Consider the following 12,225-nt stretch of genomic DNA (forward strand, 5'->3'; position numbering starts at 1 on the left):
CGACGGAGTCACAACGTGTCACTGGGAGGGGCAGGCTACCCACGCCGGACCCGCCCATACTCAAGTCCATGAACAGCAAGGACCAGCTCGGTCGATTCCTCCGTACGCGTCGCGCGCAGCTGCGGCCCTCCGACGTCGGGCTCTCGACGTTCGGGGAGCGCCGGCGCGTACCCGGGCTGCGGCGCGACGAGCTGGCCCAGCTGGCGGGGGTGAGCCAGTCCTACTACACGCGGCTGGAGCAGGGACTGTCCCTCAACGCCTCCGTGGAGGTGCTGGACGCGATCGCCCGGGCGCTCCGCCTGGACGAGACCGAACACCGCCACCTGCACGACCTCGCCGGGGTGGTGCGCAAGAGCGGCAGGAGTCGGCCCCGCCGCCCCGCGCCCGAGCGCGTCTCCGAGGCGACGAGGCAGCTGATCGCCGCCTTCGGGGACACCCCGGTGATCGTGCTCGGCCGCCGCAGCGACGTCCTGGCATGGAACCGCACCGGCCACGCGCTGTTCGCCGGGCATCTCGATCCGGACAGTCCCGAGCAGCCGGCCCGGCGCCCCAACACCGCACGGCTCGTCTTCCTGGATCCGCACACCCGTGATCTGTACGAGGACTGGCCGCGCAAGGCCAGGGACGCGGTGGGCAAGCTCCGGCTCGCGGTCGGCGAATACCCCGACGATCCGGAACTGGCCGAGCTGATCGGTCAACTGACGATGAAGAGCCGCGAATTCACGTCTCTGTGGTCCGAACACCGCGTTCGTGCCTGGGACATCGCGACACACCGGATGCGGCATCCGCTGGTCGGCCCGATGGACGTCGCCCAGCAGGCGATGCCGGTCCCGAACGAACCCGGGCAGCGCATCGTCGCGGTCACCGCGGCGGCGGGGTCCTCCTCGCAGGCCGCACTGACCCTGCTCGCCCAGGCCACCGCGCCGGCCGATGCCGCCCCGCGGACGCGGGCGAGCGCCGACACCGCTTCCGCGTCCCTCCAGTAGCCAGGGGTCCTCACTCCCCCTGTTCGGCATGCCGACACACGTCCACGCACGTCCACGGACGCTCCCGCATGCCTACTCGAACCTGCCCAAGTCCGGCCACGACCCCGTGGCCCCGCCAGAAGGAGACACCATGCCCACCACCACGCTCTACACCACCGAGGCCCTCTCGACCGGCGACGGCCGCAACGGGGAGGTCCGCAGCCTCGACGGAGCCCTCGACGAGGTCCTCGCCGTGCCGAAGGAGATGGGCGGCCCCGGCGGCGACAGGACCAACCCCGAGCAGCTCTTCGCGGCGGGCTACGCGGCCTGCTTCCACAACGGACTGCGGCTGATCGCGGCCCAGCAGGATGTGAAGGTGCCCGGTTCCACCGTCGCGTCGACCGTGAGCCTGCTCAGCAAGGAGGACGGAGGCTTCACCCTGGCCGTGAAGTTGTCGGTCCACCTGCCCGGCGTGGAGCAGGCGACCGCCGACCAGCTCGTCCAGACCACGCACCAGGTCTGCCCCTACTCCAACGCCACCCGGGGGAACATCGACGTGACCCTCGAAGCGACCGTCTGAACTGACCTGGTTCACGTGTCTCACATGGAACTTGACGGCTCATCACTTTGCCGTACTGACAGCTGACGAACAGCATCCGTTCCTAACCTGCCGTGTTCATGACAGACACTTCAGGAGCAGCACACCCGATCGGGCGCCGTACGGTACTGATCGCCACCGGCGCCACGGCCGCCACCCTGGCCGTGGGCGCCGCCGCACCGGAAGCCCCCACCACCGACACGGCCAAGACGGTGGATTCGGCCCCCGTCGCCGCGGCGGCCGTCTGCACCCTCACCAAGGAGATGACCGAAGGCCCCTACTACCTGGACGGCGCCCTGGTCCGCGCCGACATCACCGAGAGCAAGCCGGGCGTCCCGCTCAAGCTCGCGCTCACCGTCGTCGACGACGACACCTGCGCCCCGCTCTCCGGCGCCCTCGTGGAGATCTGGCACTGCGACGCGCTGGGCGAGTACTCCGGCTTCGTCGGCAACAACGGCCACAGCGAACCGGACGACGGTTCGTTCCTGCGGGGCGGCGTCCTCACCAACTCCAGTGGCGTCGCGAACCTCACCACGATCTACCCCGGCTGGTACCGGGGCCGCTGCATCCACATCCACCTCAAGGTGCACACGGGAGTCACGCTCACCTCGGACGGCAGCTTCACCGGCGGCCGGGAACTCCACACCGGCCAGCTCTTCTTCGACGAAACGATCACCACGGCGGTGGCCAGGATGTCCCCGTACTCCACGAACACGGTCACCCGCACCACGCTCGCCCAGGACTCGATCTACGACGACGGGGGCGCCGCGTCCGGCCTCCTCACCCTGACGGCCCTGGGCGGCACGGCCGCGTCGGGCTACACGGGCACGCTGACGGTCGGCGTCGAAACCAGCTGACGTCCGCCCCCGCGGATCCCCCAACGGGCCCCGCCGGAAACCGGCGGGGCCCTCTCCTCGATAACACCACGATCATCTCTATGGATCTATGGATCTATGGACGCACATTCCCCTGAATGCCCGAATGCCTTACGCCCTATGGCGCTCGTTATTCAGCCGTGACGACGAAAGATATGCACGGAAACGACTGGCTTGATATCGCCGACGGGAGGGCGCGCCTGGAGCACTGCGCGGACCTGCTCGAGGAGTTCCTCAAGGCCATGACCCGCATGGAAAGCGAATACCTGCGGGCCACATGGGACGGACACACCGCAGATGGATCCCTCTGAGCCAGGGCACGAAGGAGCCGCAGACAGATGGACTGGACTCAGGACGATCCCACCCTCCGCGACATTCAGCTCGATCCGCGAGCCACCGCCTATGATCCGTTGAACCCACAGTTCACCGGCGCCGATCCGCTCGGGACGCAACACCTCTGGCACGTCCCCGAGCCCGCGATCGCACCGGACATGTGGGATCCGGACGAAGAGCTGGCGCAGATGCTGTACACGACGTCGAGCGTGACGCCCCCCGCTCCGGCCCCGCCGCACAGCCACGCCCAGCCGCGCCGCCCGGTCAGCCGGCGCAGGCCCCGGCCGGGCTTTCAGGCCATTGCCGCGAAACACAGGATCATCACGGTTGTATTCCTGGTCGTAATGATCATTGTCTCCGCAGTGATGATGTTGGGATGGTCCGTCTCTTATTCATACAACCAGCTGCGTGGCATTTCTTTGCTGGTCGTGTCAGCAAAGTTGGCACGATGGTGGCCGCTGACGGTGTATGGCCCGTGGCTCGTGGCGGGTCTGTCCATTCTTCGGGCATCCGTTCAGCACCGGAGCGCCAGACGATCCTGGACCGTGATGCTGATCGCCTCCGGCACGGCGGTCGCCCTCTGCGTCGGCCAGTCCCCGCGTTCCCTGCTGGCGATGGTCGTCGTCGGAATCCCACCCATCACCGCCCTGATCTGCTTCCGGGAACTCGTCGGCCAGATCTCGCCCCAGCACGGACCCCGGCACGCCTGTCAGACCGTGAAGCGGCCCAAACAGCCAAGACCGTGATCGTCACAGCCGCCCCCCGTGACGCGCGCGTAGCGCCGGCGCGGGCTCAGCCCAGTTTCCCGCGCTCCACGCAGAATTCGTTGCCCTCGGGGTCCGTGAGGGTGACCCAGCCCCCGCCGTCCGGGCGAGTGTGGTCGGCGACCTGGCGGGCGCCGAGGGAGAGGGCGCGGGCGACCTCCTGGGCGCGGGTGCGGCCCTGCGGCTGAAGGTCGAAGTGGATCCGGTTCTTGGCCGACTTGCCCTCGGGGACACGCACGAAGAGCAGCGTCGGGCCGCCGGACGGGTCGCGCAGCAGCGCTTCCGGGTCGCCCGGCTTGTCGTCCTCGTCCAGCGGGCGGCCGAGCAACTCGCTCCAGAACAGGCCGAGATCGTACGGATCACCGGTGCAGTCGAAGGTGAGGGTGCGGATGGTCGGGTTCAGCCCCGCCGACTCGCCCATGGCTTCAGGCTCCCTTCTCGCCGTCGACCAGTTCCCGAACGATGTCCAGGTGGCCGTTGTGCCGAGCGGTCTCCTCGATCAGGTGGAGCACGATCCAGCGGAGGTCCGTGTACCGGCCGTCGCGGAACGGACGCTTGGCCCTGGTGTCCAGGTCGTGCTCGGCGACCAGAAGCCGGTACCGGGCGCTCTGCTCCTCGTACTCGTCGAGGAGTTGGGGCAACGGCACATCGACGGCGATCCGCATCTCCGGATCGGGATCCTCCTCGGTCGCGGCCGCGATCGGCCCGTCGTCCTCCTCACCGAGGAACATCACGTGGAACCAGTAGTGCTCGACCCAGCGCAGATGGCTGATCAGCCCGCACAGCGTCATCAGCGGGGATCCGGGGAGCGGGGCCTGCCGCGCGCCCTCCGGCGAGACCCCCTCGCACTTGGCGCGGGCGGTGGCACGGGCGTAGTCGAGGAAGGTGGCCAGCTGGGTGCGTTCGTCCCAGGCGGTGGGCGTATCGGTTCGCGTCATAGAGGTGCAGCATCACGGTCCCGGCCCTCGGTGTCGAGCGAATTAGACCGCCGAGGCGGGTGCCTGGGGCACCCTTGCTTCGTCGTACCGTACGACGAAGGGATGTCAGGTGACAGACATCGGTCGCTGGATGGACGGTCTTCAGGAGCGGGCCGCCGAGGTGCTGCCGGAGGACGTCTACGCGTACTTCCGGCGCGGCACCGGTCGCGGCATGAGCGTCGCGGAGGCGACCTCGGCCTGGGACCAGTTCCGCTTCCGGGCACGGCTGTTGCGGGACGTCTCGACGTGCGACGCCTCCACGACCGTACTCGGCACGCCCGTTCGTACCCCCGTACTCGTCGCGCCCAGCACCCTGCAGCGCAAGGCCCACCCGGACGGGGAGGCCGCCACCGCGCGGGGCGTCGCGGCGGCGGGATCACTGCTGACGGTGACCTCGAACACCGCGGTGCCGTTCGCGGACCTGGTGCCGAGCCGGGCGCCGTGGTGGGTGCAGGTGTACGTGGCCCGGGACCCCGTCCTGACCATCGAGACGCTGGAGCGGGCCCTCTCCGCCGGGGCGCGGGCGGTCGTACTGACCGCCGACACACCGGTCAGCGGGTCGCGGGGCAAACGTGGCACGCAGGTCGACGACTTCATCGGACCGGAGGACCTGTACGGCAACGTCACCGGGATTCCCTCGCCCGAGGCGGCCGAGCGCGCACCCGATCTGACCCTCGACGTCATCGGCTGGCTGCGCGAACGGGCCCGCGGCCTCCCCATCGTCGTCAAGGGCGTGCTGCGCGGCGACGACGCCCGGGAACTGGTGGCCGCGGGGGCGTCCGGCCTCATCGTCTCGAACCACGGCGGACGGCAACTGGACGGGCTGGTGCCCACCGCCTGGGCCCTGCCGGAGGTCGTCGACGCGGTGGCGGGCACCGGTGCCGAGGTCTACGCCGACGGCGGGCTGCGCCGCGGCACCCACATCCTCGCCGCCCTCGCCCTCGGTGCCCGTGCCGTGTTCATCGGGCGGCCCGTCCTGTGGGCGCTGACCGTCCGCGGCGCCGCCGGTGTGACCCGCCTGATCGACGACCTCACCGACGAACTCGTCGAGGCGATGAGCCTGACCGGCACACCGAGTGTGCTCGAACTGACCCGCGACCTCCTGTGGGCGGCTCCCCGGCCGCCGCTCGACTGACCGAACGTGCGGGCCGTCGGCGGTCGCGCTGTCCCGAAATGCACAGTGCGACCTGCTGTGTCACCGTCATGTCACAGACAGCCCGGCAGGTGAACCCCGGAAGCCGATGACGCGCTCTGAAGCGACGAGTGTCGGTGAGAGACCGGCGCCTGAACCACTTCGGGGGACTTCATGTACGGCATCGGTATCCGCAGAGTCGCGACGGCGATGGTGACCGCGTCGGCGGCCACCCTGCTCATGACCGCGTGTCAGCCGGGCGAGAGCCCGACGGGGGCGGGCTCTTCGCCGTCGGGCGCTCCGGTCAAGCCGGCGGCGTCCACTTCCAGCTCCACCTCCCCCTCCACACCCTCCGCATCCGCCACGTCCGGCTCCCCGACACACACCGCGGCGCCGTCCACCGGTGCGAAGGCCTGTGGCCTGTCGGATCTCAAGGCGTCCATGTACCAGGCCACGGTGCGGCCGGACGGTACCGGGACCGGCGCGGCGATCGTCGAGTTCACCAACGTGTCCGGCAAGGCGTGCACCGTCCAGGGGTATCCGACCGTGGCGGGGGCGGGCAACGGTTCCCCCGAGAAGAACCGTCCGCTCAAGGTGACCACGACCGGGGGCGCGTCCACAGTGAAGATCGCGGCGGGCGGGAAGGCATGGACGAAGCTGACGTTCGTGCAGGTCCAGGGTGAGGCCGACGGCTACTGCAAGTCCGGAGCCACGCCCGCGAGCTACCCGACGCTGGTAGTGGGTGTCCCGGGGGCCGGGGCGCACCAGATCGCGCTGACGGACGGTGTCATCGCCGAGTGCGACGACAAGGTGACGGTCACCGCCCTCTCGGCGGCCAAGCCCTCCTGACCCAACCGCCCCGCCCGTTCCTCACACCGCGACCGGCTGCCGGTCCTCCGTCACGGCCTCCTCCGTCCTCTCCCTCCGGTACGCGCGGATCGAGTACGTCAGGGCCCCGGCCCACAGCGCGTACAGGAGGGCGTAGACGAGGGCGCCGACGGTCCCCGACGCGTGGACCCAGTCGCTCCTCAGGAGCGTACGGACGTTGGTGACGACGATGACGCCGCCGACCGCGGAGCCCAGCACGCGCGGCGGCACCAGGCGGACCAGCCAGGCGGCGACGGGCGCGGCGACCAGGCCGCCGAGGAGGAAGGCGAGGACCCAGGTCCAGTTCAGCCCCTGGGAGCCGAGGGAGAAGCGGAAGCCGAGGCCGGCGGCGATCGCCACCAGGAACTCGCTCGTGTCGATGGAGCCGATCACCTTGCGCGGCTCCATCCGGCCGCTGGCCAGCAGAGCGGGCGTGCCGACCGGACCCCAGCCGCCCCCGCCGGTCGCGTCGAGGAATCCGGCGACCAGGCCCAGCGGGGCCAGGAACCGCTTGCGCAGGGGCTTGCCCAGTTGGCCCTTGGGCATGCCGCGGAAGGTGAAGCGGGACATCACATACAGGCCGAGGGCGAGCAGGATCAGGGACATGACCGGCTCCGCGACCTCCGTCGACAGATTCGACAGGGCCGTCGCGCCGAGGAAGGACCCGACCGCGCCCGGCACGCCGATCTTCGCGACCACCTTCCAGTCCACGTTCCCGAAGCGCCAGTGGGCGGCGCCGGACATCAGTGTGGTGCCGATCTCGGAGAGGTGGACCGTGGCCGACGCCGCGGCCGGGTTGGTGCCCATGGCGAGCAGCAGCGTGGTCGAGGTGACGCCGTAGGCCATGCCCAGGCTGCCGTCGACCAGCTGGGCGCCCAGGCCCGCGAGGGCGAGCAGTATCAGCGTGCGCATGGGGTCCGTTCCGTCGTCCCTGCTCTCCCACCGGCCCGGCGGGAATGAACGGGACGTGACGGTAGGCGCCGAAGCTGAGGAGAGCCTGAGGGCGGGATGAGGAACGCGATGTCCGCCGGGTGGCCCCCTGTGCCGCCCGTACCGCGTAATCCGCGTGATCCGCCCGCGCCGAGATCCTCATACAAGCCTCGTGAGGCGCACCGCTGTGGACAATGGCCGCACCCTCCCCCAAGTTCTCGGCGTCGCTCGAAGGCTTCACTCGAAGGCTTCACTCGAACAGGGGGACCCCCACCGCTGTCCTCGAAAGGCCCCGCATGGTGTTGAGCAGACGTACCTTCAGCGCACTCGCCGGCACCACCGCGCTAGGCCTCACGCTCAGCGGGAGCGACGGCGCCTTCGCCCGCGCGAGCGCCCCCACCGGCCCGGCACCGGAGCCGCCCGGCGCCGACGGCACCCGCCACACCGTGGGGTTCGACACGTACTCGATGCTGGTCGACGGCAGGCGCGTCGTCCTGTGGTCCGGCGAGGTCCACCCCTTCCGGCTGCCGAGCCCCTCCCTCTGGCGGGACGTCCTGGAGAAGCTGCGCGCCCACGGCTACAACACCATCAGCGTCTACGTCTCCTGGAACTACCACTCCCCCGCGCCCGGACAGTACGACTTCACCGGCGTCCGCGACCTCGACCTGTTCCTGCGCACGGCCGCCGAGACCGGCCTGTACGTGATCCTGCGGCCCGGCCCGTACATCAACGCCGAAGTCGACGCGGGCGGCTTCCCCGGCTGGCTGACCGCCACCCGGGGCACCGCCCGCACCTCCGACCCGACCTATCTGTCGTACGCCGACGAGTGGCTGACCGCCGTGAACCGGATCGCGGTCCGGCACCTCTACACCCACGGCGGCGGCACGATCGTCCTCTACCAGCTGGAGAACGAGTACGCGAACAACATCACCAGCCCCCGCGGGCTCGACTACATGGCCCATCTCTACGCCAAGGTCCGCGCCGACGGTATCGACGTGCCGCTCTTCCACAACGACAAGGGGCGCAACGGGTACTGGGCGCCGGGAACGTTCGACACGGGCGGCGAGACGGGCCGCTATCTGTACGGCTTCGACGGCTACCCCTCGCCCCTCGCGCCGCCGCCCGACTGGGGCTACTACGGCATCGGCGGCACGAAGGGCGGCTCGACGGCGAGTCCCGAAACCCCTGGGCTGCTGGCCGAATTCGGGGGCGGCTGGTTCGACCCGTGGGGCGGGGTGGAGTTCGACGGGAAGGGGTACGCGGAGTCGGCGCGGACGCGCGACGCGGCGTACGAGCGGCGTTTCTACCTCACCAACCTCGCCAACGGCATCAAGATCCACAACGTCTACATGACGTTCGGGGGAACCTCCTGGGGCTGGCTGCCCGCGCCGGTCGTCTACACCTCGTACGACTACGGCGCCGCCCTCGACGAGGCCCGCAGACCCACCCCCAAGCTGGTCCCCATGCACCAGCTCGGGCAACTCCTGCACTCGGTGCCCGACCTGGCCAAGCTGGACCGGGCGGCCGACATCCAGGTCGGCGCGCGTGGCGGAGCGTCGGGGGCGGACGCCGGGATCACGGCGTACCACCTGGTCAACCCGGACACCAAGGCGCACTTCCACATCCTGCGCAACGACCGGGCCGACGACGTCCTCGCCGCCGTCCCCCTCGACGGAGTGAACGAGCCGCTACCGGTGCCGGTCCCCGGCCTCGACGCCCGGCTGCTCGCCACCGGTCTCCCTCTCGGGCGGCGGACGTTGAGGTACTCCAGCGCCCAGCCGATGCTGTGGCTCACCGCCGGACGGCAGGACATCGCCGTGTTCACGGGGCGCACGGGAGAGGCGACACAGACGGCCGTCGAGTGCGCGAGCAAGCCCACGGTCACCGTGCTGGAGGGGAGGGCCGACCACGCGTACACGTCCGGCGCGCTGCGCGTCGGCGCCCGACTCGGCGGTCTGACCCGGGTGTTGGTGGAGGGCGGCGGCACGGACGCCCCCCTCCTCCTGCTGCTCGCCGACGACGAGACGTCCGTACGACTGTGGCGCTACGACACCCCTTCGGGGCCCGTGCTCGTCCACGGCCCGGCGCTCCTGCGCACCGCCGCCCTGCGCGACACGGCCGTCCATCTCACCGGGGACACCGTCGAGGCGGCCGACCTGGAGGTGTGGGGGCCGCGCGCGATGAGTGAAGTGGTGTGGAATCAGGGCACGTTGACGGTCCGGGCGACCACCTCCGGGAGTCTGCGGGCCGAGCAGCGGCTGCCGGGGGTCGCGGCCGTTCACCTTCCCGCGCTGGGCGACTGGCGCTTCCACGCCGAGAACCCCGAGTCGGACGCCGGGTTCGACGACTCCGCCTGGAAGATCGCGGACAGGACCTCCTCGTACAGCACCACCCCCGTACCGGCCGGGCAGCCCGTCCTCTTCGCCGACGACTACGGCTTCCACTACGGAGACGTCTGGTACCGGGGGCGCTTCACTGACGCGGGCGCCGCCGAGTCGGTGTCCCTCTCGTACGTCACGGGCACGCAGGGGTTGCTGATGGCGTGGCTGGACGGGAAGCCGCTCGGCACGCACCGGATGCCGGTGCCGGACAAGTCGACGGTGCGCCAGGGCACGTGGTCCGCCACGGCCACCTTCCCCGTCCGGTACGGGAGCGGACCGCACGTCCTCTCCGTCCTCGTCCGCCGGATGCAGCACGACATGGACGGCGCGGCGAAGGACACGCACAAGGCCGCACGAGGCCTGACGGCGGTCACGTTCGCCGGGGCGAGCCCGGCCGTCACCTGGCGGATCCAGGGTGAGGCGGCACCCGACCCGGTGCGCGGACCCCTCAACCACGGCGGGCTGTACGGGGAACGGCAGGGCTGGCATCTGCCGGAGTTCGCCGACAGCGGCTGGAAGGCCGCGGAATTCCCGCGGGCGGCGCGCGGGCAGGGAGTCGCCTGGTACCGCACCGGGTTCCGGCTCGCGATCGACCCGGGCGTGGACGCCTCGATCGGGCTCACCCTCACCGACGACCCGGCCCGCGCCTACCGCGTCCAGATCTTCCTGAACGGCTGGAACATGGGCCAGTACATCAACGACGTCGGCCCCCAGCACACCTTCGTCCTGCCGGGCGGCGTCCTGCGCACCCGGGGCGCCAACACACTGGCTCTCGCCGTACTGTCCGACGGCACCACCCCGGCCGGTCCCGGCGAGGTGAAGCTGACCCTGATGGGCAGCGCGGCCGGGGGCGTACCGGTGACCCCGGTGGACTCCCCCGGCCGCGCGCACGCCCGTTAGCCGAGCCGGATCACGTTCCAGGACAGCGGCTCCAGGACGGCGGTCAGGGTGCCATCGTCCTGGAGGGTGGTGCCCTCGACGGGGTGCGGGGTGACCCGTTCCTGGTCCTGAAGGGTGTTGCGGGCGTCGGGGTCCGCGTCGGCGACCGCGCTGTGCTCGACGACCGTCGTCACCCCCAGCCGGTTCAGGGCGACTTCGAGCGGCAGCGGCTCGGTCTGGCTGCGGTTGACCGCGAAGACGGTGACCGACCCGTCCTCGGCGCGCACGGCGGTGGCGTGCAGCAGGTCGACCTCCCCGTACTTCTTCGTCTCGTACGTCGGCGACACCGCGCGGACGTCGAGGACCTCCCCGCGCCCGTACTTCGCCGCCTGCGCGAACGGGAAGAACGTCGTCTGCCGCCAGGCCGCGCCGCCCGGCTCCGTCATGATCGGCGCGATGACGTTGACGAGCTGGGCGAGACAGGCGACGGTCACCCGGTCCGCGTGCCGCAGCAGCGCGATCAGCAGGGAGCCGAAGACGACCGCGTCCGTGACGCTGTAGACGTCCTCCAGGATGCGCGGGGCCTCCTGCCAGTCCTCGACCGGATGCGGGTTCGGCCGGCTCTGGTACCAGACGTTCCACTCGTCGAAGGAGAGGTTGATCTTCTTCTTCGACTTCAGCCGGGCGCCGACGTGGTCACAGGTCGCCACCACGTTCTCGATGAAGGACTCGGTGTCGACGGCGGAGGCGAGAAAGGAGTCGCGGTCGCCGTCGGTCTCCTCGTAGTAGGCGTGCAGGGAGATGTAGTCGACGAGGTCGTACGTCTCCGCCAGCACGGTCGCCTCCCACGCGGCGAACGTCTCCATGTTCTGCCCCGACGATCCGCACGCGACGAGTTCGAGGTCCGGCTCGATCTGGCGCATCGCGCGGGCGGTCTCGGCGGCGAGACGGCCGTACTCCTCCGCCGTCTTGTGGCCGGTCTGCCAGGGCCCGTCCATCTCGTTGCCCAGACACCACAGGCCGATGCCGAACGGCTCCTTGTCACCGTGCGCCACCCGCAGGTCCGAACGGGCCGTCCCGCCGGGGTGGTTGGCGTACTCCTGGAGCTCCAGGGCCTCGGCGACCCCGCGCGTGCCGAGGTTGATCGCCATCATCGGCTCGGCCTGGGGGCCGATCTTCCTCAGGAAGGCGATGTACTCGGACAGGCCGAAGCGGTTGGTCTCGGTGGAGCGCCAGGCGAGGTCGAGGCGGCGGGGCCGTTCCTCCGCGGGGCCCACGCCGTCCTCCCAGTTGTAGGCGGAGACGAAGTTGCCGCCGGGGTAGCGGATGGTGGTGACGCCCAGTTCACGGACCAGGTCCAGTACGTCGGTGCGGAGGCCTTCGGTGTCGGCGGAGGGGTGGCCGGGTTCGTAGATGCCGGTGTAGACGCAGCGGCCGAGGTGTTCGACGAAGGAGCCGAAGAGGCGGGGGTTGACCTCACCGACGGTGAAGGCGGGGTCGAGAGCGAAGCGGGCGGTACGCATG

12 protein-coding genes are annotated in these 12,225 nt (G+C 70.5%); 8 read left to right on the top strand and 4 right to left on the bottom strand.

The genetic code is table 11. The features are described 5' to 3' along the window. Positions 1–68: 68 nt before the first annotated feature. The 5 genes from ACZ7M2_RS03920 to ACZ7M2_RS03940 all read left to right on the top strand — a co-directional run bounded on the left by ACZ7M2_RS03920 (position 69) and on the right by ACZ7M2_RS03940 (position 3,517). On the top strand, positions 69–986 hold the full coding sequence (locus tag ACZ7M2_RS03920; RefSeq protein ID WP_471594009.1) for a helix-turn-helix domain-containing protein: 918 nt from the start codon (positions 69–71) through the stop codon (positions 984–986). A 130-nt stretch (positions 987–1,116) separates the two neighbouring features. After that, positions 1,117–1,545, top strand: coding sequence for an organic hydroperoxide resistance protein (locus ACZ7M2_RS03925; RefSeq protein WP_471594010.1), 429 nt, complete (start codon positions 1,117–1,119; stop codon positions 1,543–1,545). A 98-nt stretch (positions 1,546–1,643) separates the two neighbouring features. Next, positions 1,644–2,420 carry an intradiol ring-cleavage dioxygenase gene (locus tag ACZ7M2_RS03930; protein WP_471594011.1) on the top strand — a complete coding sequence of 259 codons (777 nt, stop codon included), beginning with the start codon at positions 1,644–1,646 and terminating at the stop codon, positions 2,418–2,420. Positions 2,421–2,578: 158 nt separating this feature from the next. Next, positions 2,579–2,749 carry a hypothetical protein gene (locus ACZ7M2_RS03935; RefSeq protein WP_162489334.1) on the top strand — a complete coding sequence of 57 codons (171 nt, stop codon included), beginning with the start codon at positions 2,579–2,581 and terminating at the stop codon, positions 2,747–2,749. 27 nt (positions 2,750–2,776) lie between these two features. Continuing rightward, the gene (locus ACZ7M2_RS03940) at positions 2,777–3,517 is read left to right on the top strand and encodes a DUF2637 domain-containing protein (protein WP_352045762.1); all 741 of its coding nucleotides are present in this window, start codon (positions 2,777–2,779) and stop codon (positions 3,515–3,517) included. 46 nt (positions 3,518–3,563) lie between these two features. Here ACZ7M2_RS03940 and ACZ7M2_RS03945 read toward each other — a convergent pair whose 3' ends face one another. Both ACZ7M2_RS03945 and ACZ7M2_RS03950 read right to left on the bottom strand, forming a co-directional pair. After that, positions 3,564–3,956, bottom strand: coding sequence for a VOC family protein (locus ACZ7M2_RS03945; protein WP_352045764.1), 393 nt, complete (start codon positions 3,954–3,956; stop codon positions 3,564–3,566). Between the two features lie 4 nt (positions 3,957–3,960). After that, positions 3,961–4,473 carry a DinB family protein gene (locus ACZ7M2_RS03950; protein WP_471594012.1) on the bottom strand — a complete coding sequence of 171 codons (513 nt, stop codon included), beginning with the start codon at positions 4,471–4,473 and terminating at the stop codon, positions 3,961–3,963. Positions 4,474–4,582: 109 nt separating this feature from the next. Here ACZ7M2_RS03950 and ACZ7M2_RS03955 point away from each other — a divergent pair, with 109 nt between their 5' ends. Next, on the top strand, positions 4,583–5,647 hold the full coding sequence (locus tag ACZ7M2_RS03955) for an alpha-hydroxy acid oxidase (protein WP_471594013.1): 1,065 nt from the start codon (positions 4,583–4,585) through the stop codon (positions 5,645–5,647). 171 nt (positions 5,648–5,818) lie between these two features. Beyond that, positions 5,819–6,493, top strand: a complete 675-nt coding sequence (locus ACZ7M2_RS03960; protein WP_471594014.1) for a DUF4232 domain-containing protein — start codon at positions 5,819–5,821, stop codon at positions 6,491–6,493. 21 nt (positions 6,494–6,514) lie between these two features. On the opposite strand, the gene ACZ7M2_RS03965 is transcribed toward ACZ7M2_RS03960, so the two are convergent. Further along, positions 6,515–7,423, bottom strand: a complete 909-nt coding sequence (locus ACZ7M2_RS03965) for a sulfite exporter TauE/SafE family protein (RefSeq protein WP_471594015.1) — start codon at positions 7,421–7,423, stop codon at positions 6,515–6,517. A gap of 314 nt (positions 7,424–7,737) precedes the next feature. Between ACZ7M2_RS03965 and ACZ7M2_RS03970 the strand changes: the two genes are divergently transcribed. After that, positions 7,738–10,722 (top strand): beta-galactosidase, encoded by a 2,985-nt coding sequence (locus tag ACZ7M2_RS03970; protein ID WP_471594016.1) that lies wholly within the window; start codon positions 7,738–7,740, stop codon positions 10,720–10,722. On the opposite strand, the gene arfA is transcribed toward ACZ7M2_RS03970, so the two are convergent. Next, positions 10,719–12,224 (bottom strand): arabinosylfuranosidase ArfA, encoded by a 1,506-nt coding sequence (gene arfA / locus ACZ7M2_RS03975; protein WP_471594017.1) that lies wholly within the window; start codon positions 12,222–12,224, stop codon positions 10,719–10,721. The two genes, ACZ7M2_RS03970 and arfA, sit on opposite strands and share 4 nt — an antisense overlap. Position 12,225 lies beyond the last annotated feature (1 nt).

It is taken from the genome of Streptomyces sp. NPDC111507 (assembly GCF_055638955.1).